Source organism: Ideonella paludis (assembly GCF_018069865.1).
Taxonomy (GTDB): domain Bacteria; phylum Pseudomonadota; class Gammaproteobacteria; order Burkholderiales; family Burkholderiaceae_C; genus Ideonella; species Ideonella paludis.
The window spans coordinates 369,238-393,146 of record NZ_JAGQDG010000005.1 but is presented as its reverse complement, the minus strand read 5'-3'; the positions used below and the strand labels follow the sequence as shown (position 1 = coordinate 393,146).

The following is a 23,909-nucleotide window of genomic DNA, read 5'->3' as shown; positions in this document are numbered from 1 at the left end:
GCCCCGCATGGCCTTTGCCTCTTTTGACAAACAACGCACGGCAGCTCCCGTGGCCGAGATCAATATGGTGCCGCTGATCGACGTGATGCTGGTGCTGCTGGTGATCTTCATCGTGACCGCTCCGCTCTTGACCCATGCCGTCAAGCTGGACCTGCCCACCGCCAGCTCAGCGCCCAATCCGCCCGTGCCCGACAAAATAGAGTTCGCCATCAATGCCCAAGGCGAGCGCTTCTGGAACGGCGAGCCCATCAGCCGCGCTGAAGCGGCGCAACGCTTTGCGGCCGAAGGTGCCAAGCCGACGCAGCCCGAGATCCACCTCAAGGCCGACCAGGCCGTCGCCTACCGCGTCGTGGCCGAGACCTTAGCCGACACAGCAGCCGCCAAGCTCATCAAGGTCGGCTTTGTGACCCAGCCAGAGCCTCACTGACGGGTCTGCGCACCTCCTACCCTTTTCTTGCTTAGCTCTCCTCCGCTGCGCCAGCCAGGCCCGGGTCTCTTGGTGTTGACCAAGCCCCGCGGTCGCTTGCGTGCACGGCCCTGGCCGTTCGCTCAAGGCTCAGCCAGCCCATCGACTTGTTCGACAGCGGTCCTCCCCCACTTTTGATCAAGCCTCCCCTTCCATGAAAAAGCTTTCTTCCAGCGCCACGGCGGCGCGTGCCGCCCTCTTGCCATTGGGTGCCCTGGCAGCCGGGTTCGCCCTGGCGCAAACCCCTGCATCCGCTAACGCGGACCAGCCGACCGTGCTGCCCGCCGTCAAGGTCAAAGCCCAGGCCGAGCCCCAAGGCAAAGACGCCGTACAAGCCACCACCACCCGCATTGGCAAAGGCCAGCAAGAGCTGCGGGATGTGCCGCAGTCCATCACCGTGGTGACCGAGCGCCTGATGGATGACCGCAATCTCGACACCCTTAAAGAGACCTTGAAAAACACCGCCGGCATCACCTTCTTGGCCGCCGAAGGCGGCGAGGAAGACATCCGCCTGCGCGGCTTTGCGCTGCAGTCGACCGGTGATGTGTTTGTCGATGGCCTGCGCGACCCGGCCTTTTATGAGCGCGACACTTTCTTCATGGACCGCGTCGAGGTGCTGCGTGGCTCGGCCTCCATGCTGTTTGGCCGCGGCTCCACCGGCGGCGCCGTCAACCAGGTCAGCAAAGTGGCACGCGGCATCAACGAGGGCAGCGTCGAAGCCACGGTGGCCAGCCATCACTATCTGCGCGTGGTGGCGGATGTGAACCGCCGGGTCGATGACAACAGTGCGCTGCGCATCGGCGTGATGAACACCGTGGCCGACAACAACGGCGCGGGCTCCTCGATCAACAAAGCCGGCGTGGCCGGCACCTACCGCACCGGCATGGGCGAGCGCGACGAGTTCTCGCTCAGCCTCTCGCATCTGGACAACAAAAACGGCATGAACTACGGCATGCCATGGATCCGGCCCACGCCAGCCCAGAGCGCGGCCTATCCGAATGGCGCCACGGCCGACCAAACCACCACGCTGCCGCTGGACCCCACGGCCTATTACGGCATGGCCAGCGACGTGAATGCAGGCAGCGCCACCACGGCCACTGCCAGCCACACGCACCGCTTTGGCATCAACTCCGAACTGACGACCAAGCTGCGCCTGGGCGACTACACCCGAGATCAGCGGGCCAGCACCGTGCGCCTGTGCGGGCCTAGCGTCAACAGCACCACAGGTGCCCTCACGCCAAACCCCGCGTGCCCGAGCCAAACGGTCCCGGCCTCGCTACAGACCTTTGGTGCGTCGTCTGTCTTGACCCGTGGCACACAGCTGAAGATCCAGGATCTTCAAACCGCCTTTCTGCAAAGCGATTACAGCGGCAAATTCACCGCCCTGGGCCTGCGCCATGAGGTGCAAGCAGGGGTAGATGCCGCCTTGGAAAAGAAAACGGTGTATGCCGCCCGCAGTGCCGCCCAAGGCGGCGTGGACTTGATCAAGCCCACCACCACGGTGGGCACGCCGGACGACGGCGCCAGCATCGACGAAAGCCGCCGCGTCTTGCGGGTCAGCAATGACTACACCTCAACCGGTGTGGGCGTCTACGCCCAAGACTTGGTGGCCCTCACCCCCGAATGGAAGCTCTTGCTCGGACTGCGTTTTGACAAGCTCAAGGGCGAGTACAACACCTACTCCATCCCCACCACCGCCGCTGGCCCCGACACCGTCGCCAGCTACACCATGAAGGTGAGCGAGTGGAGCAAGCGCGCGGGGGTGCTCTACCAGCCCTCAGAGCGGCTGTCCTTTCATCTGTCAGGCGCCACGTCCTTCAACACCTCGGGCGATGCGTACTCCTTGAGTGCCGCCAATGTGGACATCCCGCCTGAGCAATCCGTGAACGTGGAGTTGGGCGGGCGCTGGGAATCGGCAGATGGCCAATTCAGCGTGCGCGCGGCGGCCTTCCGCTCGACCAAGCTGCATGAGCGCAACACCGACCCGCTGGTGAATCTGGTGACGCTGTCGGGCAAGCGCCATGTGGCAGGGGCCGAGCTGGACTTGGCCGGGCGCATCACCCCGCAGTGGGAAGTGTTTGGCTCGTACATGTGGCTGCCGGTGGCCAATATCGACATCGGCGTGGCAGGGTCCGAAGGCCAAGGCACGCGCCCCTCGCTGACACCCCGCCACTCCGGCACGATTTGGACCACGTATCAAGTCACCCCCACGGTTCGCGTCGGCGGTGGCTTGAACGCGCGCAGCTCGCAAACGCCCAACCGCAACCCAGGCTGGGCGGCCGACAGCTTTGTGACCGCCGACCTGATGGCCGAGTGGGTGGTGGTGCCGAATCAATTCAAGCTCAAGGCCAACATCAGCAACGTGGCCAACAAGCTCTATGCAGACCAGCTCTACAGCGGCCACTACATCCCCGGCCCGGGCCGCATCGTCGCCCTCACAGGCACCTACACCTTCTGAGGCCCACCCATGATGCTGCACATTCCCCAGGTGCTTTCACGCGGAGCACTGGCTGAGGCAAGGGCCTTGTTGCGAGAGGCCGCCTGGGTGGATGGCGGCGTCTCGGCCGGCTCTCAAGCCACCCAAGCCAAACGCAACGAGCAACTGCCGCTGGACAGCCCTGCGCTCGCGCGCATCCAGGCGCTGGTGTTGGAGGCGGTCGAGCGGCACCCCCTGCTGTTTTCAGCCGCGCTGCCCAAGCGCATCTTCCCGCCCATGGTCAACCGATACAGCGGCGCGCTCAACGCCTACGGCGACCATGTGGATGCGGCCATCCGACACCTGCGCGATTCACAGGGACAGGCTCAACGCTTGCGCACTGACCTGTCGGCGACCTTGTTCCTGGCCGAGCCCGACGAGTACGAGGGCGGCGAGTTGGTCATCGACACCCGCTTGGGAGAACAACGCGTGAAGCTGGCGGCGGGCGACCTGGTGCTCTACCCCGGCAACACTGTTCACCGCGTCGAGCCGGTGACGCACGGCGCGAGGCTGGCCGCTTTTTTGTGGATCGAGAGCATGGTGCGTGAGGACGCCCAGCGCGATCTGCTGTTTGACCTGGACATGAACCTGATGGCGCTGCGCGAGCGCCATGGCGACTCGCCCGAAACCGTCCGCTTGGCGGGCGTCTATCACAACCTCTTGCGCCTTTGGGCGGACACCTGAGACCCCTGATGCCCGTGGCTGCTTTCAATTTGCGGGACTTCGAGTCTCACGCCTTTCGCACGCTGCCTGCGGCCCACTGGGCTTATCTGAACGGCAGCGCCGCCGACGGCGACACGGCCAGCGCCAACCAGCAGAGCTGGCAAGCGCTGCGCTTGTGGCCGCGGGTGCTGAATGACTTGCGCCCTGGCGCGCTGCAGCAGACCGCATGCACGGTGGCGGGGCGAGCCATGGCGCACCCGCTCTTTCTGGCGCCCGTGGCCTTTCAACAGTTGGCCCACCCGGACGGCGAGCGGGCCACCGCGCTGGCGGCGGCAGCGCAAGGCGCGGGCATGGTTTTGTCTTCGCAGTCCAGCACGCCCATGGAAGCCGTGGCCGACATCTTTGCGGCCGAGCCGGACGCCGGCCCGCTGTGGTTCCAGCTTTACTGGCAGGGCAACCTGGCGCGCAGCTTGAGCCTGGTGCAGCGCGCTCAAGCCTGTGGCTTTCAGGCCGTGGTGTTGACGGTGGACGCCCCGGTGCATGGCGTGCGCGATGCCGAACGCCGTGCCGGCTTTGTGCTGCCAGAGGGCATTCGCGCGGTGAACCTGCCCGCCCACCCCGCCCCCCTCGGCTTGGCGGACTTGCTGGCGCAGGCCGTGCGCTGGGACGATGTGGCGGCGCTGCAAGCCGCCTGCGCGGCGCTCGGACTACCGCTGTGGCTCAAGGGCGTGCTGCACCCCGCCGATGCGGCCCGCGCCGTCGCGCTGGGCGTGGCAGGGCTCATCGTCTCCAACCACGGCGGCCGCACCCTGGACACCACCGTCAGCACGGCCTGGGCGCTGCCCCAGGTGCGGGCCGCCGTGCCGCCCGGCTTTCCTTTGCTGGTGGACGGCGGCATTCGGCGCGGCACCGATGTCTTCAAGGCCTTGGCCTTGGGCGCCGATGCCGTGCTGCTGGGCCGCCCCCAAGTGCACGCCCTGGCCTGCGATGGCGCGCTGGGGGTCGCGCGCATGATCCGCTTGCTGCGCGACGAGCTGTCAGCCGCGCTGGCCCTGTGCGCTTGTGCCTCCATCGCTGATATCCACACCAGCCACTTGGTGCCGCCACCCGCTGACAATAGCCTCTATGCCTGATCCCCAGTATTCACCGCCCCGAGGCCTGCGCCGCCGCAGCCTGCTGAGCGCGATCGCGCTGACAGGCCTGACACCGGCTTGGGCCACACCGGCTGCCGCGCCGGCACACCTTGAGGCCTTGCTGACGGAGGTGGTCAAGCACCACGCCACACTGGTGCACGCCAGCTATGCCGACAGCCTGGCCTTGGCGCAGGTGCTGAGCCAGCGCATTGAGGCTTTGGTGGCCGCCCCCAGCGCCAGCAGCTTGGCCGCAGCGCGTGAAGCCTGGATACGAGCGCGGCAAACTTATGGGCAAACCGAGGCCTATCGCTTTTACGGCGGCCCCATCGACGCCGAGGACGGCCCGGAGCCGCGCATCAACGCCTGGCCGCTGGACGAGGCCTATATCGACAGCGTGGCCGGGCGCCCCGGGTCGGGCTTCATCAACAACCCCAGCATCACGCTGGATAAGGCCACCCTCACGGCCTTGAATGAGCGCCAAGGCGAAGAAAACATCGCCACGGGTTGGCATGCGATTGAGTTTTTGCTCTGGGGACAAGACGAGCGTGACGACGGCCCCGGCCAGCGTCCGCCTGAAGATTTCATCGACGGCAAAGCGCCACATGCAGCGCGGCGACGCCAAGCCCTGACGGTGATGATGGCGCTGCTGCTGGACGACCTGCGCAGCGTGCTGGACGCTTGGGCACCGGGCGCCGACAACTATCGCGCGGCCTTTGAGCGCGGCGGCTTGGAGTCGGTTCGCAAGATCATCATCGGGGTGGGCACGCTGTCGCGGGGCGAGTTGGCGGGGGAGCGCATTGAAGTGGCCCTGGCCAGCCGCCAGCAAGAGGATGAGCACTCCTGCTTCTCCGACACCACCCACCACGACGTGGTAGCCAACGCGCAAGGGCTGCTCAATGTCTGGCAAGGGCGCTATCAACGGGCAGACGGCAGTGTGCTGCAAGGCCCGGGCCTGCAGCGGGTCATCGAACGCGTCGATGCCAAGTTGGCCCAGCGCATCGACCGGCAGATGCGGCAGTCTCTGCGCTTGGCGCAGGCCATACCGGCCCCGTTTGACCAGCAAATCCGCGCCAGCAACAAGGCCGGTCGCGCTCGGCTCAAGGCCTTGGCAGACAGCCTGAGTGCACAGGCGCGCGACCTGGCGCGCGCAGCGCAGGGCTTGGGGCTGCAACACCTTCAAAAGGGCTGAGCCCGATGCGCGCGGCGGTCTTGGGGGCAGTGGCGGTGGCGGCGTTGATGGGCCTGGGGCTGCCGCTCTCGGCCCAGGCGCCAGCGCTCAACAGCGGCGGCGCAACGACGGTTGAGGTCCGCGGCCGCAATGCGTTTTCCATGCCTTTGGCCACGCTGACCGAGGCCGAGCGCACCCGCTTTGCGGTGGGCAACTCGTTCTTCAGGCGCAACTGGGTGGAAGCGCCAGCCTCCACCACCGGGCGCGACGGCCTGGGTCCGCATTTCCTGGCCCGCTCCTGCGGCGGCTGCCATATCCAAGATGGCCGGGGAGCGCCGCACGACTTTGACCAGGGCCTCACCCCGGAGGCTCTGACGCCGAGCGCCGCCTTGCTCCTGCGCTTGTCGGTGCCCGGGGTCGGGCGGCACGGCGCGCCCGTGTGGGAGCCCAGCTATGGCGAACAACTCAACACCATGGCTGTGCAAGGGGTCAAGCCGGAAGGGCGGGTCGTGCTGAGCTACAGCGAGGTCAAGGGCAGCTTTGCCGACGGCACGCCCTACACCTTGCTCAAGCCGCACTACAGCATCGCCGACCTCGCCTATGGCCCATTGGCGGAAGGCACGATGATCGGCCCGCGCATTGCGCCGCAATTGGCCGGGGTGGGGCTGCTCGAAGCCATCCCAGAGGCCGAGTTGCGCCAGAACGTGGCGCGCCAAGCGGCCCAGCCCGGCCCGATCAAGGGCCAACTCAACCAGGTGTGGGACCCTTTCGCCGGGGCGATGAAAGTCGGGCGCTTTGGCTGGAAGGCCAATGCCGCCTCGCTGGCCCACCAAACGGCGGCGGCTTTTCAAGGGGACTTGGGCATCACCTCGCGCCACTTTGCGCGCGAGGCCTGCATGCCCAAGCAAGCCGATTGCCTGGCCGCCCCCAAAGGCGCCAAAGGCTCGGCCCACGAGATTGATGACCACACCTTGGGCGAAGTGGTGCTCTACCAAGCGGCGCTGGCCCCGGCGGCTTGGCGCGAGCCGACTAACGAGACCGTGCGCTTGGGACAGCGGCTGTTCGAGCAAGCGCAGTGCGCCCAATGCCACCGCCCCAGCTATATCACCGGCCAGCCGCCGTTTCCGCGCTTGTCGCCGCGCAGTGTGGCGGGGCAGCGCATCTGGCCCTACACCGATTTGTTGCTGCACGACATGGGCGAAGGCTTGGCCGACGACCGCCCAGACCACCTGGCCAATGGGCGCCAGTGGCGCACGCCGCCGCTGTGGGGCATTGGTTTGATCAAGGAAGTGAACGGCCACCAGCGCTTGCTGCATGATGGCCGTGCGCGGGGTGTGCTGGAAGCTGTGCTGTGGCATGGCGGAGAGGCCGAGGAGGCTCGGCGTGCCGTGCTGGCCATGAGCCGCAGCGAGCGCGAAGCCTTGGTCCGATTTGTGGAGTCGCTATGAACAAGGTGTGGCACTGGTGCGCGGCAGGAATGCTGGGCTTGTGCGCAAGCGTTGCGAGCCTGGCACAGCCCAGTTTTCGCCAGCCGCCCGGGCCCGGCCAAGCCTCCGTGGCGCAGGCTTGGGACGCCAAGACCTTGGCCAGCCGCAAGGAGTACCTCCAGCACCTCTGGAGCCAGCACTACGGGCCGCATGCAGACCAAGTGCTCGCGTCCTCCAAGGCCTTGCATGCGGCGACCACCGCCTATTGCCGCAAGCCCGGCAGCCGAGGCGCCGCCCAAGAGGCTTGGCGCAAAGTTTTGGCCCCCTGGACGCGGCTGATGACGGTAGATGGCGGGCCGATGCGCGAGCGCTATGCCCTGCGCCTGTTGGACAGCCGGCATCCGGTGCCGGAGCTGATCCGCAAAGCCATGCAGCAGGAGCGCGACGGCGCCAAAGTGATCGACAAGGTCGGCCCCGCCTCCAAAGGCTTGGGCGCCTTGGAGTGGATGCTGTTTGCGCCGGAGTCGGCCTTGGAGGGCGTGCCGCTCTGCCCTTATCTTCAATCGACCAGCGGTGAATGGCTGCGCGAGATCACCGAGTTGCATCCGCTGATCAAGGCCCAGGCTGTGCAGCGCCGCCATGCAGAGGCCGTGGTGTTGGAGTACGAGGAGTTCGTCAACCAATGGCAATCTGGCTTGAACAAGCTGTGGGTGGGCGGCATCGAGCGGCCGCTCAAGGTGTTGGAGTCCAAGCCGCCGTTCTCGCCCTGGCCGCGGCCCTACAGCGACGGGGCCGCCGCTGAGCGCGAGCTGCGCTGGCAAACCCTGCGCGATTTGGCGCTGCTGCCCAACAAGCTGTCTATCGAGCAGCAACTGCGGCACGCCGCCAACCCTGCAGCAGCCACCGCATGGCGCACCCAAGTGTTGCGGTGCGACCAAGCGCTGAAGCAAGGCCAGGAGCCCAAAGCCTTGCTGGCCGCCGCAGCTTGTCTCAATCAACTGGGGCAGCTCTTGAACACCCAGGTTGCACCCGCACTCAAGGTGACCATGGGATTCTCCGATGGCGACGGGTCTTGATCGACGCCGCTACCTGGCCGCTCTGGGAGCGACCATGCTTGGGCCATGCACCGCTTGGGCCTCTGCGAACGATGGCGCACAGCCCCGTTGCGTCGCCGCCTGGGATGGCCATGACGGCCGACATTGGGTGGGCCTGCTGCAGGCGGACAGTGATGCGTCACTGCGCGTGCTGGCCGCTCAAGCGCTACCGACACGCGCCCACGGCCTGACGCTGGAGGCCGATGGCAGCGTCTTGGTGGTGGCGCGCCGCCCTGGGGAATGGCTGCTGCGTTGGCATCCGCAGCAGGCCCGGCCTCCGCAATGGCATTGGCTCAGCGGCGTCAGGGTCTTGGGCGGCCATGCGCTCGTGCCCGCCAAAGCCGAGCTGATCTACACCATCGAGCAAGATGCCAACCATGGGCAAGGCTGGCTGGTGGCACGAGACCGGCAGAGCTTGGCCGAGCAAGCAGCTTGGCCCACCGGCGGGCTGGACCCCCACATGGCCCTGCTGGACGGGCCCGGGCATGTGCTGGTGGCCAATGGCGGCGCGCCCCCGGCTGGCGTGAGCCGCGCAAGCACTGGCTTGCAGTCCTCGCTGGTGCGGCTGTCCCTGCGCGACGGCGCGCTTCAGGGCGCTTGGACGCTGCCCGACCGACACCTTTCGCTGCGACATTTGGCCCGTCACGCCAGCGGGCGCATTGGCATTGCGCTGCAGGCAGAACACCCGGAGGCCGCAGCGCGGCTTGACGCGCCCCTGCTCGCGCTGTTCGATGGCCAGGCGCTGCGGTTGGCCGAAGCACACCCAGGACTGGGCGGTTACGGGGGTGATATTGCGGCCGACGCAGAAGGCTTTGTCGTCAGCGCCAGCCGCGCGGGGCTGCCCCCAGCCCCCTTGGGCGCCTTGGCGCGCTGGGATCTGACCGGGCAGCGGCGCTCCGTGACCGCCTGGCCCCAAGCCGGCGCCTTGAGCCCAGGCTGGGCGGCAGGCCAAACGTGGCAGACACCACAAGCCCCATCAGCCACCCCAAGCGCACAGGTCAAGGCCTGGGACAACCACCTCGGTTAGCGCCTCTTGACTGACGCCAAGGGGGCTCACCAAGCGTCCACTTGCCGCGGTGCTCACAGGCCTTAGATTACCAAGGGCAGGGACGCGGTGACAGCAAATGCCAGCACCACGGCTGCCGCATAGCGCAGCGCACGGCGCAGTCCTTGCCATTGAGTTGAGAGGCGCATCGGCCAAAGCATAGGCGACCCTTGTGTCACCGCCCAAACTGCAGGCGGCTCGGGGTGCGATGCTGCCATGTCCGCCGCGGGCGGTGACAGGGGAACAACCATAAGAGCCGGCTCAGGCATCGTGCGGCTTTATCATCGCTCCCATGCAAGCACCCCGCGACGTGGCCGCCATTCGCCTCGAAAACGCGCTCTCTTTGTTCGATGAGTTCGTCCGTTTAACCGCCAAACATGCCGACGCGGCCACGCTGCGGGGCCTCGAAGGCCGCTTTGCCGAGCGTTTGCAAATCCAGCCCAGCTATTGGAGCCAGATCAAAGGGCGTTCTCGGCAGATTGGCGAGCGTCTGGCGCGGCAGTTTGAGCAGTGCTGCCATAAGCCGGCCGGCTGGATGGATCAGGTCCACAGCGCCACACCTAACGCCGCCGCCGCAGAAGCACAAGAAGCTCCACCCCTGCCCCAAGATGACGACGAACGCTTCATTGTGGGGTTGGTGCTCACTTACTACAGACGCCATCCCACCCGGGCCAAGAAGGCTTTGCTGAACTTGCTGGGTGATGTGCTGGAAGCGCCGGGCAAAGAGGCTCCTCTGCCTGCCATGAACCGTGGAGGCGCAATGCGCCCGGCAGCGGCGGGCGCAGCGCCGGGTGCCAGCCCTGCGGCCCCTGCACCCGATGCAGACCAGGCGCTGTGGCAGCAAATGCAGCGGGGCATCGCGCCTTTGAAGTCCAAGCGCTGAAGTCAGCCGGGGCATTCCTTGCTGCTGTGGCGCGCATTGAGGCGGAGCGCGCCACCAAGCAGGCGCTTGTTGTTGCTCAAATGATAAATTTTGCTTGCGCAAGATAATCTTTTGTTTATCATGTCGACTCTCCGCCCCAAGGTCGCTTTTAGCCACTTTGGCCCTCCACCTCACCAGCGCCAGCTGATGTCCTTGTTGTCACTCTGCTGTGTTGACACCCCGGCCGTGGTGGAGATGCAGCCCCTGATCACTTCAACGGCCTCGTCCGCACTGGGCTGACGGCTTTGCCCCTCAGGGCAAGCCGGTCTCAGGCCCGGCGCACCTTCTGAACGTGTTTTGACAGCCGACCCTGGCTTGGCCGCTGCATGGCCAAACGTCGGCACCTTTGCTCAAGGAGCCCTTCATGACCTTCCGCCTGCCCACGCTCAAGCCGCGTAACCCCCTGGTGGCCGCCAGCCTCCAGCGCCGAGCCGGCTCACACCGCCGCAGCACCACCGCAGGACGCCAAAGCGCCCAACGTGCGCTCCACAGCGAATTGCGACAGCTCGATTTGCGGCAACACCGCAGCCCCTGAATCCACCCAGCGTACGGGCTTGAAACCCCCGACGCCGACCTGGGAGACGAAAAAATGACGAGAACTCTGATCAGCGCCCACGCCGTGTGGCCGCACGGAAGGCGACACAGCATGGCCAAAGCCATGGCGCGCGCATGCGCCTGGGCTTGGCGCAAGGCCAGACATTGGGCCATCACCGCGCGCCGCCCGGCCGCCCAAACGGACCCCCTGTGGGAATTCCATGCCGAAGCCGGCGCACCGGAAGGCGCCTTGTACGTGAATGGCGAACTGGTCGGCCATGTGGGTGTCAAGCGCCTGTGATGGCTGCGGCTCAAGTTCCAACGCTTGAGCGCCGATAGAGAGATGGCGGGGGTTGTCCTCGCCATCTCTCTGCCATGAACATTGCGCCCGCCCCCACTGACGCCCCCCGCTATCCGCACGACCTGGCGGGCTGGATGCGTTACTTCCGCTTGGTTGAATTGCCCGTTCTGCGTCGAACGGCGGCGAACCTAGAAGACTTGCGGGACATGGAAGACGATGTCGATGCCCGCATGATCGCGGACGTGGTCTCGGCAGACCCCTTGATGACCCTGAAGCTGCTGGCCTATTCCGCCACCGTGCATCGCGAACGGCGCACCACCGACGTAGAAACCGCCCGAGAAGCGGTGGTCTTGATCGGCATCACGCCCTTTTTCAGAACGTTTGGCCCGCAGCCCACGATCGAAGAGCACTTACATGGTCAGCCTGAGGCGCGCGCCGGCTTGACCGCAGTGCTGCGGCGGGCCCGCCGCGCAGCCCGCTTTGCCATGGCCTTCGCAGCCCACCGAGGCGACCATGACGCACCGGTGATCCACGAAGCTGCCTTGCTGCATGACTTTGCAGAAATGCTGCTGTGGCTGCATGCGCCCGAGTTGGCGCTGCAGATTCAACAGCGCCAGCGCCAAGACCCCACGCTGCGCAGCAACACGGTGCAAAGAGAGCTGCTGGGCGTGACCCTGGCTGAAATCCAACATGCGCTGATGGTCGATTGGCATCTCCCTGAGTTGCTGATTCGCATCACCGACGACAGCCACGCTGAAGCCAGCCAAGTCCGCAATGTTCTGTTGGCCATTCGCATTGCGAGACATACCTCCCAGGGTTGGGACAACCCCGCCATCCCAGACGATGTCACCGACATCAGCCACTTGCTGAATCTGGGGCCAGAGCCCACCCTGAGCCTCTTGCACGACATCGAACGCTGAGGCTTCAACAGCCGCTCTGCCGCACTGGCCCGCGGCGCGGAAGTCGATCAGTGCAAGCCGCTTGGAGCCGCCAGAATCCAGCACCGCACCGGTCTGAGGACACCCCCATCAGGGTGATAGGCAAGATAGGCCTGCTTGATCGAAACTTCAAGCTGGATCAACTTGTGCAGTACCCTCGATGACTCCAGAACTGCGGCGTCGCAGTGCATTGGCCCTGTTTATCGCCATGGCCCTGGCCACGGCCTGCGGCCTGCCTCACCTTCCTTCTGTAGACCCGCTAGCCGCCATGACGGAAGGCTCACTGGTCGGCACTGCGTGCGCTGCGTTTTTGTATGCGGGCGTCTCGTGGTTTTGCGCCTCTCGCGCCCTGCAACAGGTCTGGCAAGGCCGTTCAGCGCCGCTGGCACTGTGGTTGAGCGTTGCACTGGTCATCGCCGGTTTGACCTTGTGGGCGCTGAACGTGCTCAAGGGCGAGGCGGGAGACGCCCGCCTGTTGTGCTGGCTCATCACGCTGCCACTGTGGAGCTGCCTCTCAGGCCTGACGCGCTCCGGTGCTTTGTGCAACAGCCTGCGCCGCCTTGATCGCGACGAGGACTTCGTTGAACACCTCGGAGCGGCCTACCATGTCCACATGCGCCGCAGCCCGGACCAGTACCGCTCGCGCACCTGGCAGTACGGCGGTCATGGCGGGGAAGACGATGTTGTCACAGTGACTGAAACAGCATACAAAGCGACGCGCTCTTGACGCTGGTTCGTCGGCCGCCAAGTGCGTGAGCCAAACACCACCAGGTTTCATCTGCCGAGCATTGGGGGTCGAGCCCCAATAGGCCAGCCAAGTGCCTTGATGCGGCGTGCCGATAGTGACAACGCTGGCAACACGGTCATCAGCCTGATAGCGCCGCAACCAGGCCCGCACCGCCAAGCCGCCCATGCTGTGGGCCACGATGACCGGCGCGCAGCCCGTCGCTTCGGTGACACGCTGCACGGCTTCTTCAATGACGGTGGTGTAGTCATCAATCACACCGAAGACCGGCTCCAAGTTAACCGCAAGGTAAGGTACCCCTTGAGCGCGCAGCCGCTTCATCCAAGGGTTCCACAGGCCGCGGTTGCATACAAAGCCGTGCACCAACACCACGCCGACTTTGGGAGCGTCGGTCTCGGATGCTGACGCACCAGCCAAGTCATCCGGCAAGGCACGGGAGCGAAACGGTTGTTGCCAGGCGAAAACCCTGGGGGCCGCCAAGACCTCACCCCACCAGGCCCGCAAGCATTCTTCCCGGCTGGGCTTGGGGGCTGCATCGGGACGATTGCGCCAGCTCATGAGCGCAAACGTCAGCGCCAACCACAGTGCATGCCATGTCACAGCCAAGGCCACGACCCCGAGAGCACGCAGCACGCTGGCGTGGAGCTGCAAGGCCCAATGCAGGCCCCAGGCCACGGCCAGCAACCAAACGAGCACCAGTGCAACTTGTAGGCGAGCCAGCATCAGGCCACGAGGCGCACGGGACGCCCTCCTAAGCGCTGGGCCAGGCCTGTCGCCAGACGGTTTGTCAAACCATAGATGCTGAGCTGCGGATTGGCACCCACGCTGGTTGGGAACAAAGAGCCGTCGTGAATCGAGAGATTCTCGACCTGCCAGTGCACGCCGTCAGGGCGCGTCACGCCCCCCATCTCCGTGCCTGAAAGACCGCAGCCGCCCATCACATGGGCACTGACCACACGCGTCTTCAAGGGCACCATGGGCAGCGACTTCAGCACCGCCTGGGCTTCAGCCCAAGAGCGCATCACGGGAGATTGCTCATGAATCACCTGCACCTGCTGCGCCCCGGCGGCGAACTGAATCTCGACCATGCTCATCAACGCGCGCCGTGCCCCGTCCATCACGAAGTCATTGAGCGGGTAATGCAGCTCAGGCGAGCCATCGCTGCGCAAGCGAACCTGCCCTCCGGGTGACTGCTCATGAAAGCCATCGCGCAGCAGGGCCAACAAGGTGTGAATGTGGGGGAACTGACGCAAAGTTTCCGTCTGCGCCATGCCAAACCCCGCCAAGGTTGACGAAAAGATGAGGGGGTGCATGGGCGGCGCTTCCAGCTTGTACCCCATGGGCCCGTCGATGGCCTGCGTATGCAAAAAGTGGTCGCTGTAAATGGTCTGCGGTGCGCCTTGCCAGCCCTCAACCTTTTGGCCGAAGGTGCCCGCAGACATCACCACGGGGTGCAAAAAGGTGCGTTTGCCCAAGCGCTGATGCGGGTCGGGCAAGGCTGAGCGCATCAACAGCGCAGGTGAGTTGATGGCCCCGGCTGCCACCACCACATGCTTGGCGACGATGCGGCATGGCGAGTTGGCGTCCGGCGTTCCGTCCGGCTTGATCGGATGGCACAGCAAGGACTCCACCTTTTGGCCGGCCATCTGCAGCCGTTCGGCCCGGGTTTGCACCAGCAACAGTGCACCCGCATCCAGAGCGGCAGGCACGGTGGTGACCAGCATGGATTGCTTGGCATTGGTGGGGCAGCCCATGCCGCACGAGCCCAGGTTCCAACAGCCTTTAACGTTGCGGCGAATGGCCGAAGCCTCAATGCCCAGCTTCTGTGCCCCCCGCCGCAACAGCTCGTTGTTCTCATTGGGTGGCGTCAGCCAGTCACCGATGTTCAAGCGCTGCTCGGCCTGCTCAAACCACGGGGCCATCGCCTCGGGGGTGAAGTCCGACAAGCCGAAGTGCAGCCCCCAATGTCGAAGCGTATCGACGGGTGTTCTGAATGAGCTTGTCCAATTGACGGTGGTCGAGCCGCCGACGCAGCGCCCCTGCAAGATCGTGATCGCCTTGTCCGCCGTCTTGCGCCCAGCACTCTCTTGGTACAGGGATGGGTAGGCCTCGGACTCCAGTTGCTTGAAGTCGCTGCTCGACTTCAGGGGGCCTTCCTCGACCATTACCACGGACAGGCCCGCCTTCGTCAGCAGCTCGGCCGTGATGCCCCCGCCCGCCCCGGTGCCAATGATGACCACATCGCAATGGAGCTGTGCCGGCAAGGCGCCGTGGGGCCCGCCCTTGACCTTCCAGCCGCGCGCGAGGCCCGCCAAGATGGGGTCGGGCACGCCGCCGCGCTGCGCCGCGGGCAAGGCTTGGTGAGTCAGCGGGAGTCCATCTGCCATGGGATTCGGCCTTTCAGATCGCCACGGGGCCGGGATAGCCCAAGGCTACCCAGGCGCCTGCGTCGGCAAACCATGCCGCGTTGGTGAGGTCTCTCAGGGCGTGATAGACCTGCTGACGGGTGTCGCTGTCGGACACGCGCATCGCTTGAAGCGCCGCTTGAATGTCAGGCACCGTGGCTTGCGCCCAGGGCTCCGACAAGCCCGTCAAGGCCAAGCGCCCCGGCGCTGTGCCCAGCAGGGCCATCAGCTCTGAGAGCTCGGTGCGGGTGGCGGGCGCCAAGCCTGCGATGGCGCCCTCAAGGCGCGCCAAGTGATGCTCCAGGGCCAAGCGCTGTACGCCCGGGTCTGAGGGCAAGACGCCCTCCAGCACCGCACGAGCCACGGCAGACCACATCGGCTTAGCGTCGGCGGACAGGCGCCCATCGACCCAACCCGGCCGCCACACAGCCGCCCCCCAGCCCGCCAGCGCCACGGCCACGCCGGCGCCTACGCCAAGCTTGAGTAGAGTGCGTCGTTGCATGGCGCGCAGTGTTGCATCAAAGCTGCTGCGGAGCCTAGAGCCGCTGCACTAAGGCGAGCGCAAGAAGAGGCGCACAACTCATTCGCCCGTGCGGAAAGGCAGGCTAGGATGACGCCATGTCCCAAGCCGCCACCTCTATCTTGGCCCATTTGATGGCTGTTGACGCAGAGCGCCAGAGGCGCAGCCAAGACCCTGACTTGGCCCGGAAAGTCAACGCACTGAAGGCTTGGCAACAGGCTCGCTTTGCGCGCACCCACGATGATCTGCTGCGCGATGCACGCTATGGGGCGGCCGCACGATTCTTTTTGGAGGACCTGTATGGCCCGCAGGACTTTGCGCAACGCGATGCGCAGTTCGCACGCATCGTCCCGGCCCTGGTCAAGCTGTTTCCCGCGGAGGTCGTCGAGACCGTAGAGGCCTTGGCCGCCCTGCACGCCTTGTCCGAGTCGCTGGATTCTCAAATGGCGAGCCAGCTTGCTGATGGCCCTATCCACGCTGGGGGCTATGGCGATTGCTGGCGCAACACGGGGTGCCGTGAACAGCGTTTTGCGCAGTTGGAGATGGCCCTGGCCTTGGGTCGTCGCCTGGAGCGGCTGACACGCAAGCCCCTGCTGCGCCACAGCCTGCGCCTGATGCGCGGCCCCGCCCGAGCTGCGGGTCTGGAAGCCCTGCAGAACTTCCTGGAGCGGGGCTTTGAGGCTTTTGCCACCATGGGACGCGCCGACCAGTTTCTGGCACAAATCGAGGCGCGTGAAGGTCAATTGATGACGCAGTTGTTCGACGGTGTCTCCAGTGCGACAACGCCGCCTTGATTTCTCGCGCGGAGTTGGGACAAGCCCTGTTGCGTTGCCTTAGCTGCGCACCGACGATGGGGTTTGGTCATCAACGCGTCTGGATCTTTGAACGTGTCAACTTCGCCCACTGACGCCAAGCCTTGGCTGGCCCACTATCCGCCCTCTGTCCCTGCCACCGTCGATGTCTCCGAGCACAGCTCCTTGGTGAGCCTCTTGGAAGCGGCTTGGCGGCGCCACCCGCAGCGCACAGCCTCCATCTGCATGGATGCGCGCATGAGCTTTGCCCAACTGGACGAGCGCTCGGCGGCCTTGGCGGCCTGGCTGCAATCCAAGGGCCTGCAGCGTGGCGACCGGGTGGCGGTGATGATGCCCAACCTGCCGCAGTACATGATTGCCATTGGCGCGATCTTGCGTGCCGGCTGCGTGGTGGTCAACGTCAACCCGCTCTACACCGCGCGCGAGTTGGAACACCAGCTCAAAGACTCCGGCGCACGGGCCATCGTGGTGCTCGAGAACTTTGCCCACACGCTGGAAGAGGTCATCGATGCCACCGCGATTGAGCATGTGGTGTTGGCGGCCATGGGCGATCAGCTGAACTTCTGGTGGGGGCAATGGATGAACTTTGCCGTGCGCCACCTGGCCAAGATGGTGCCGGAGTTCCGCCTGCCGCTGGACGGCAACTGCAGTGTGACGCGCTTCAATGCCGCACTGGAGGCGGGCCGGGGCATGAGCTTGAGGCCGGTGCCGCTGGGGCCCGAGGACGTGGCCTTCTTGCAGTACACCGGCGGCACCACAGGCGTGAGCAAAGGCGCGACCCTGCTGCATCGCAATGTGGTGGCCAATATTGTGCAAACCGAAGCGTGGTTCAAGCCCATGTTGGACAAGCTGGGGGACAAGCCATTGACCGTGGTTTGCGCGCTTCCGCTCTACCACATCTTTGCGTTAACCATCTGCTACATGATGGGTGCCCGCTTGGGCATGACCAATCTGCTGATCCCCAACCCGCGTGACATTACCGGCCTGATCCGAACCCTGGCGCAGTACCGCATCAATATGTTCCCGGCGGTCAACACGCTCTTCAACGCCTTGGCCAATGAACCGGAGTTTGCGCGGCTGGATTTCTCGGAGCTGGTGGTCTCCAACGGCGGCGGTATGGCCGTGCAGCAAGCCACGGCAGAGCGCTGGCTGAAGATCACCGGCTGCCCGGTGGTCGAAGGCTATGGTTTGTCAGAGACCTCGCCTGTAGCCACCAGCAACCGCTTGGATGTGACCGAGTTCAGCGGCACGATTGGGCTGCCCATTCCCTCCACCGACATCGCCATTCGTGACGATGAAGGACGCGATGTGCCCTTGGGCCAGACCGGGGAGATTTGCATCCGAGGCCCACAGGTGATGGCGGGCTATTGGCAGCGGCCTGACGAAACAGCCCTGGTGATGACGCCGGATGGCTATTTCAAGAGCGGCGACATTGGCATCATGGATGAGCGCGGCTATGTCCGCATCGTGGACCGCAAGAAGGACATGATTTTGGTCTCGGGCTTCAACGTCTACCCGACCGAGATCGAGCAAGTCGTCAACCTCCATCCGGGCGTGCTGGAATGCGCGGCGGTGGGCGTGCCCGATGCGCGCTCGGGAGAAGCGGTCAAGCTCTATGTGGTGCGCAAGGACATGGGCCTGGACGAGGAAGACATCGTGGCCTATTGCCGCGACAACTTCACGGCTTACAAGCGGCCTAAGTACGTGGAGTTCCGCGATGAGTTGCCGAAGTCCAATGTCGGCAAGGTGCTGCGTCGCGAATTGCGCAGCACCGTCGCGGCGTGACAGCCAGCCCCGGCGCGGCCGGGGTGTTGGCCTCCTTGGGTTTGACGGTCTTGCAGCGGGATTGGTTGTCGTCGAACCAGGCTGTCTTTCGCGCGGAGGGCGCGGTGCCCGCCAGCCTGGTGGACAGCGGCTATGCCCGGCATGCGCCCATGACCCTGGCCTTGCTGGAGCATGTGCTGGACGGCCAGCCCTTGGCGCGTTTGCTCAACACCCACCTGCACTCGGACCACTGCGGGGGGAACCGTCTGCTGCAGGCGCGCTATCCAGAGTTGGCCACGATGGTTCCCATCGGTCACTGGGCAGCGGCCTCGCAGTGGGACCGTTCGCGCTTGAGCTACGACGCCGTCGGTCAGTTTTGCGAGCGCTTTGCGGTGCAGGGCGCGTTGGCTGCCGGGGATGAGATTGAACTGGGCGCAGGCCGCTGGCAAGTCCACGCAGCCCCTGGGCACGATATGGACGCCGTGATGCTGTTCGAGCCACAGAGCCGCACTTTGATTGCGGGGGACGCGCTCTGGGAGCAGCGATTGGCCATCATCTTTCCCGAGCTGGAAGGCGGCCCTGGCTTCAGCGCCACTCGTGCCACGCTGGATCTCATTGAGCGCTTAGCCCCCACGCTGGTGGTGCCGGGCCACGGTGCGGTGTTTGAGGATGTGGCGGCAGCCCTGGCGGCCAGCCGTGAGCGGCTGGAAGTGTTCGAGCGCAAGCCCGAGCGGCATGTGCTGCACGCGGCCCGGGCCTTGCTGATGTTCCATCTGATGGAGGTGGAGCAGATCAGTGAGGCCGCATTGCAGCAGTGGCTGATGGGCACACCGCTCTATCGCACCATGGCGCGACATTTGGGTCACGGCGATCCGACCGCGCTGGTTCGGTGGAGCGCCGAGCTTGTGGCGGGCTTGGTGGACGGCGGCCATGTTCGGCGCTCGGAATCAGTGTTGTCGGTGCTGAGCAATTAGGGGGCAGTTTGGAGACAGGCCTCGGCCACAATGCAGGGATGCAGTGGCATCGGCTCGTTTTCTTTGTGGGGGGATTTGATCCCAAGAGTCCTCGTCACTATCACCGCTTGTATCGCGGCGCGGCCAAGCATCGCTGCCTGAGCGCCGATCAGGAGACGGTCGCCGTCGGGCCTTTGCGCCAAGTCAGCTCCTGGCAGCAGTTTTGGGATGTGCGCTGGAGTGGGCGCTCTGGCGGCCATGACACCCGGTTCACGGTGCTGGCCTGGGACGATATCGTGCGCCAGCATTGGCACCGTGACCTCTGGCATGCCTTGGGCGCGTATTGGCGCTACTACGTGGGCGGCACGCGGCAAGGCCTGTTTGGACGCGTATGGCCGGTCGCCAAAGACACCTGGCTCCTGGGCATGTTCCCCTTGCTGATTGCCTTGGGTGTGGCGCTGATGTGCGCCTTGTCTGCATTTGTCGCGGCCAAGTTGCTTCCTGCTTGGTCGACCTGGATTTGGCTGCTGGCCCCCTGTCTTTGGCTGTTCGCGTGGCGTCAGGTGGAGACGCGTCTGGATTCAGAGTGGCTGGTGCGGCTGTATGGCTTCAGCCATCTCCAAGCCGCCGGACGTGTGCCGGAGTTAGACGCCAGAGTCTCCGACATGGCAGACGCTGTGGTGGCTGCGGCGGAGGCCGCTAGACGCGACCCCGATCAGCTTTGCCAAGAGGTGTTGATTGTGGGCCACAGCACCGGCTCCATCGTGGCCGCCAGTGTGTTGGCGCGCGTGCTGGAGCGTGCACCATGGTTGGGGCAAGACGGCCCGCGCGTGAGCTGCCTCACCCTGGGGCATTGCACGCCGGCGGTTGCGTTCTTTTCGTCAGCCAGCGCTTTTCGGCGAGACTTGGCCCTCGTGGTGGCGCATGCACCATTGACCTGGCTCGATTATTCAGCGCCCGGGGACTGGGCCGCCTTCCATCGCGTCGGCCCGTGGCTGGTGCCAGGCGCCGCGACCACTTGGCAAGGTTCGCCACGCTTCCATGCGATCATGGACCCAGCAGCCTATGAGGTCGTGAAGCGCAACCGGCTGTCGATGCACATGCAATATCTTCGGTCTTCCACGCGCCCTGGTGCTTACGACTATGTCCGCTTGACGGCAGGGCCGCTGACCTTGCGGGCTCATTGGCAGTTGCATCATGCATCGGGATCAGCGCTTGCTCCTTCCATCGAACAGACTCATGGTCGCGCCTAAGTTCTGCCCTCACTACCCAGCGCCCGTTGAGCGCAGGCCGCCTTGGTGGCGGATGTTTTTCAGCAAACAGCACTCCTGGCTGGACGGCTTGTATGTCCGTAGCTACACGATGAAGATGGGCGAGCTTCATCTGCCGGGACTTGATCTCTACATGGTCAATGAACCGAGCTTGGTGAAGCGCGTCTTGGTGTCAGAGGCCGACGCATTCCCTAAGAGTGACCTGCTGGGTCAGGCCTTGCGCCCCTTGCTGGGGGATAGCATTTTCACCACCCATGGTGAGCAATGGCGTCAGCAACGCGCGCTGATGGAGCCGGCTTTTGAAGCGGCCCGCGTGCGCCACGTCTATGGGCATATGCAGGCAGCCGCACAAGCGATGGTGGCGCGGCTGCGCGCCCGTGGCCAGGGCCCAAGCTTCATCGACATGGAGGCGGAGATGACCCATGTGGCCGCCGACATCATCTTGCGCACCATCCTCTCCCAGCCTCTGGAGGCGGGGGACGCGACCAAGGTGTTTGAGGCCTTTTCGCGGTACCAGGCGTTGGCGCCTAAGATGGTCTTGCCGGCGCTGTTCGGGCTGCGTTGGTGGCGGCCTTGGCGAGGCAGGGCCAAGAGCGAAGCCGCGGCCGTCGAGATTCGAGCCTTGCTGGTGAAGCTGATCAAGCCTCGCTACGAGGCCTCGCGGGCGGGAGACCCTTCGGCGGGCCCGGTGGACCTCCTCAGCTATCTGCTGGCTGCGCGAGACCCGCAGACCGGAGAGGGATTCAGCTTTGAGGAGTTGGTGGATCAAGTAGCGATGCTGTTCTTGGCCGGGCACGAGACCTCGGCGAGCGCCCTCTCCTGGTCCTTGCATCTGATGGCTCAGAGCCCGGACATTCAAGAGCGCATGCATGATGAAGCGGAGGTCGGCTTGCCGGATGAGTCGTGCGATCCGTCTGATTTGCGCGCCCTCGTGCTGTGTCGGAATGTCTTTAAGGAGACGTTGCGGCTTTTCCCGCCGGTGGGCTTCCTGGCGCGGCAGGCGGCTGGGCCTTGCGTCATGCGGGACAAGACCCTTAAGGCTGCGGCCACGGTGGTGGTGTCGCCCTGGTTGATTCAGCGGCACCGCCAACTCTGGGCGCGGCCGGATGAGTTCGACCCTGATCGCTACGAGTCCGACAGCGCAGCCGACCAACCCAGCGCTCAGGAATCGAGTCGCGTCGGCTATCTGCCCTTCGGCATGGGACCTCGCGTTTGCATTGGTGCGGCGTTTGCGCAGCAAGAAGCTGCATTGATCTTGGCGACGATGGCAAAGCATTTCGTCGTCGCGCCCGTGCCCGGTCATGTGCCCAAGCCAGTGGGCCGACTGACGATCCGGTCGGGGAATGGCATCTGGTTGGCGCTCAGTCGGAGAGAGGCCTTGTCATGAAGGAAAGGCTCGCCGGCTTTTTGCTGATGTCTGCGATCGTGCCCATGGCCATTGCGGGCTACCTTTTGCTGGTGGTCGTCGGCCTTGCCGGCTCGACAGCCCGAGGCCGGGCTGGCGTTCGCGCCTTGGATCACTTCGTCAATGCCACCCTCTTCAATGGCTATGCCTGGGAGTCCGTGTCGTCGCACGCTTGGCGTGCGCGGGAGAAGCGCTGGGCCAAGGTGGTGATTCGGGTCACCGATTTTTTCCAACGCGGCCATTGCCAACGCGCGAATAAGCGAGAACAGCCCTTGGTCGACTTGATGCTGGCCAAGGGTCTGCACAAGCAAACCATTTTCTGAGCTCGATGTCTGAGTCCGCGCCTGAGGTCCAGCCAGATATCGGTCCGCCACAGCCGGCGGTGAAAAGGCGCACTGTCTTTTACATCGCAGGCTTTGACCCGCAAGGCCCCGGCCACTATCACCGTCTGTTCTGCGAACAGGCGGCCGCACAGTCCGCGGTCACGGACTATGAGCTCTGCATTGGACCGAGGACCTCTGCAGGCCCACACGTTTCTTCATGGGACGTCACGTATACCGGGCACAGCGGTCAGACTGTTGAGACGCGCTACCAGTTTTTGCGGTGGGACGATCTCGTCCGCCAACATTGGCCACGAGGGCCTGTCCGCTTGGCGCATGTCACAGTCAGCGCCACCCTAGGGCTGCTCGGCAATGGTTCATGGCTCAGCATGTGCCGGCTCAGTTGGGTGGCGGGACTGACGCTGGCTTTGCCTTCCCTGGTAGGGCTGGTGGGTATCTTCAGTGCGGTCACGGCACTCAGCCTGCTTTGGGCGATGAGCGCGGCTGCGACACCAAGCGCGCCAATTCAAGTGAGCTATGGGCTCGGCGCAGCCCTTGCGCTTGGTGCGGCCCTGATGCTGCCAAGAGGGTGGCGCTACGGGCAAGGGGGCTGGTTGATGCGCAGCACAGCCAGTTTGCTGCGCTATGCACGCGGCCAAGCGCCGGAGATCGATGGGCGCATCTCGCTCTGGTCGGAAGTGATAGCCAACCGCATGGCCAGTGGCGACGATGATGAGGTCCAGGTCGTCGCACACAGCTCAGGCTGCATTGCAGCCGTGGCTGCATTGTCACGCGCCATAGATCGGCTAGAGCGAACCCAGAAGACCCGCAAGGCAGTCAGTTTGCTCACACTCGGCCAGTGCATCCCGGTACTGAGCCATCAGCCCGAAGCCAAGTCCTTTCGCGTAGCGCTCAAACATCTGGGTCAGAGTAAATCACTGACCTGGATTGATGTGAGCGCTCCACCTGATGCATGCTGCTTTGCACTGACAGACCCTTGCGCGAGCCCGCATGACAGCGATGCCCACTCGGAGAACGTCAAGCGCCTATCCCCTCGCTATGCCGAACAGATGGATAGCGGCCGATATCAAGCGCTGAAGGCTGATAAATTGCGCTGCCACTTTCAGTACCTGATGGCCTTCCCCAAACCCAAGCACTACGACTTCTTCCAATGGGTATGTGGTCCCCAGACGCTCCAGCAAACGACGCAGCACCTCAAAAGTATTAACAACTTCAAGCGATTCAGTTGGTGATACGACCATCCCCGCGGAGGGGGCCTAACCGCCGCGCAATAGAAAAAGGGCACCGTCAACGACGATGCCCTTTTTGGGATATTAGCCTGACGATGTCCTACTTTCACACGGGAATCCGCACTATCATCGGCGCTGAGTCGTTTCACTGTCCTGTTCGGGATGGGAAGGAGTGGGACCAACTCGCTATGGTCATCAGGCTTAAACTTTAGTTTAGTTATTTGAGGTAACTAAACTGATTTATAGAGTCGAATCATTAATGATTGCGTAGCCAGATTATGGCATAACATCGCTTTG

22 protein-coding genes and 1 rRNA gene are annotated in these 23,909 nt (G+C 64.6%); 19 read left to right on the top strand and 4 right to left on the bottom strand.

Annotated elements, in window-relative coordinates; translation table 11 throughout:
- The first annotated feature begins 7 nt into the window (after nt 1–7).
- From KAK11_RS15150 to KAK11_RS15095, 12 genes are all read left to right on the top strand, one after another.
- The gene (locus tag KAK11_RS15150) at nt 8–427 is read left to right on the top strand and encodes an ExbD/TolR family protein (protein ID WP_210810036.1); all 420 of its coding nucleotides are present in this window, start codon (nt 8–10) and stop codon (nt 425–427) included.
- Nucleotides 428–620: 193 nt separating this feature from the next.
- Entirely contained in the window at nt 621–2,924 is a 2,304-nt protein-coding gene (locus KAK11_RS15145; RefSeq protein WP_210810035.1) for a TonB-dependent receptor, read from the top strand.
- 9 nt (nt 2,925–2,933) lie between these two features.
- Nucleotides 2,934–3,626, top strand: a complete 693-nt coding sequence (locus KAK11_RS15140; protein ID WP_210810034.1) for a Fe2+-dependent dioxygenase — start codon at nt 2,934–2,936, stop codon at nt 3,624–3,626.
- An 8-nt stretch (nt 3,627–3,634) separates the two neighbouring features.
- Entirely contained in the window at nt 3,635–4,738 is a 1,104-nt protein-coding gene (locus KAK11_RS15135) for an alpha-hydroxy acid oxidase (RefSeq protein WP_210810033.1), read from the top strand.
- Entirely contained in the window at nt 4,731–5,927 is a 1,197-nt protein-coding gene (locus KAK11_RS15130) for an imelysin family protein (RefSeq protein ID WP_210810032.1), read from the top strand. The genes KAK11_RS15135 and KAK11_RS15130 overlap by 8 nt, the downstream gene beginning before the upstream one ends.
- 5 nt (nt 5,928–5,932) lie before the next feature.
- A complete protein-coding gene (locus KAK11_RS15125) occupies nt 5,933–7,354 on the top strand; it encodes a di-heme oxidoreductase family protein (RefSeq protein ID WP_210810031.1) in 1,422 nt (473 codons plus the stop codon).
- Nucleotides 7,351–8,409, top strand: a complete 1,059-nt coding sequence (locus tag KAK11_RS15120) for an imelysin family protein (RefSeq protein WP_210810029.1) — start codon at nt 7,351–7,353, stop codon at nt 8,407–8,409. Before KAK11_RS15125 ends, KAK11_RS15120 begins: the two co-directional genes overlap by 4 nt.
- Nucleotides 8,410–8,443: 34 nt before the next feature.
- On the top strand, nt 8,444–9,454 hold the full coding sequence (locus KAK11_RS15115) for a DUF1513 domain-containing protein (RefSeq protein WP_210810028.1): 1,011 nt from the start codon (nt 8,444–8,446) through the stop codon (nt 9,452–9,454).
- Nucleotides 9,455–9,764: 310 nt separating this feature from the next.
- A complete protein-coding gene (locus KAK11_RS15110; protein ID WP_210810027.1) occupies nt 9,765–10,355 on the top strand; it encodes a hypothetical protein in 591 nt (196 codons plus the stop codon).
- Nucleotides 10,356–10,758: 403 nt separating this feature from the next.
- A complete protein-coding gene (locus KAK11_RS15105; RefSeq protein WP_210810026.1) occupies nt 10,759–10,929 on the top strand; it encodes a hypothetical protein in 171 nt (56 codons plus the stop codon).
- Nucleotides 10,930–11,040: 111 nt separating this feature from the next.
- Entirely contained in the window at nt 11,041–11,229 is a 189-nt protein-coding gene (locus KAK11_RS15100) for a hypothetical protein (RefSeq protein WP_210810025.1), read from the top strand.
- 74 nt (nt 11,230–11,303) lie between these two features.
- A complete protein-coding gene (locus KAK11_RS15095) occupies nt 11,304–12,149 on the top strand; it encodes an HDOD domain-containing protein (protein WP_210810024.1) in 846 nt (281 codons plus the stop codon).
- Nucleotides 12,150–12,681: 532 nt separating this feature from the next.
- On the opposite strand, the gene KAK11_RS15090 is transcribed toward KAK11_RS15095, so the two are convergent.
- Genes KAK11_RS15090 through KAK11_RS15080 form a run of 3 tightly spaced genes read right to left on the bottom strand, consistent with a single transcriptional unit; the run spans nt 12,682 to nt 15,819 of the window.
- Nucleotides 12,682–13,608 carry an esterase/lipase family protein gene (locus KAK11_RS15090; RefSeq protein ID WP_310737812.1) on the bottom strand — a complete coding sequence of 309 codons (927 nt, stop codon included), beginning with the start codon at nt 13,606–13,608 and terminating at the stop codon, nt 12,682–12,684.
- Nucleotides 13,609–13,634: 26 nt separating this feature from the next.
- The gene (locus KAK11_RS15085) at nt 13,635–15,299 is read right to left on the bottom strand and encodes a GMC family oxidoreductase (RefSeq protein ID WP_210810022.1); all 1,665 of its coding nucleotides are present in this window, start codon (nt 15,297–15,299) and stop codon (nt 13,635–13,637) included.
- Nucleotides 15,300–15,312: 13 nt separating this feature from the next.
- Complete coding sequence (locus KAK11_RS15080; protein ID WP_210810020.1) at nt 15,313–15,819, bottom strand: hypothetical protein; 507 nt, start codon at nt 15,817–15,819, stop codon at nt 15,313–15,315.
- 116 nt (nt 15,820–15,935) lie between these two features.
- Here KAK11_RS15080 and KAK11_RS15075 point away from each other — a divergent pair, with 116 nt between their 5' ends.
- The 7 genes from KAK11_RS15075 to KAK11_RS15045 all read left to right on the top strand — a co-directional run bounded on the left by KAK11_RS15075 (nt 15,936) and on the right by KAK11_RS15045 (nt 23,615).
- Entirely contained in the window at nt 15,936–16,631 is a 696-nt protein-coding gene (locus KAK11_RS15075) for a DUF8198 family protein (RefSeq protein WP_210810019.1), read from the top strand.
- Between the two features lie 93 nt (nt 16,632–16,724).
- Complete coding sequence (locus tag KAK11_RS15070) at nt 16,725–18,434, top strand: long-chain-fatty-acid--CoA ligase (protein WP_210810018.1); 1,710 nt, start codon at nt 16,725–16,727, stop codon at nt 18,432–18,434.
- A complete protein-coding gene (locus KAK11_RS15065) occupies nt 18,431–19,387 on the top strand; it encodes an MBL fold metallo-hydrolase (RefSeq protein WP_310737811.1) in 957 nt (318 codons plus the stop codon). Before KAK11_RS15070 ends, KAK11_RS15065 begins: the two co-directional genes overlap by 4 nt.
- Nucleotides 19,388–19,425: 38 nt before the next feature.
- On the top strand, nt 19,426–20,619 hold the full coding sequence (locus tag KAK11_RS15060; protein WP_210810017.1) for a hypothetical protein: 1,194 nt from the start codon (nt 19,426–19,428) through the stop codon (nt 20,617–20,619).
- 52 nt (nt 20,620–20,671) lie between these two features.
- Nucleotides 20,672–22,024, top strand: a complete 1,353-nt coding sequence (locus KAK11_RS15055; protein ID WP_246498976.1) for a cytochrome P450 — start codon at nt 20,672–20,674, stop codon at nt 22,022–22,024.
- Entirely contained in the window at nt 22,021–22,365 is a 345-nt protein-coding gene (locus tag KAK11_RS15050; RefSeq protein ID WP_210810015.1) for a hypothetical protein, read from the top strand. Before KAK11_RS15055 ends, KAK11_RS15050 begins: the two co-directional genes overlap by 4 nt.
- Before the next feature lie 326 nt (nt 22,366–22,691).
- Nucleotides 22,692–23,615 (top strand): hypothetical protein, encoded by a 924-nt coding sequence (locus tag KAK11_RS15045; RefSeq protein WP_210810014.1) that lies wholly within the window; start codon nt 22,692–22,694, stop codon nt 23,613–23,615.
- 84 nt (nt 23,616–23,699) lie between these two features.
- Here KAK11_RS15045 and rrf read toward each other — a convergent pair.
- Nucleotides 23,700–23,812: ribosomal RNA gene (gene rrf / locus KAK11_RS15040) — 5S ribosomal RNA — on the bottom strand.
- Nucleotides 23,813–23,909 lie beyond the last annotated feature (97 nt).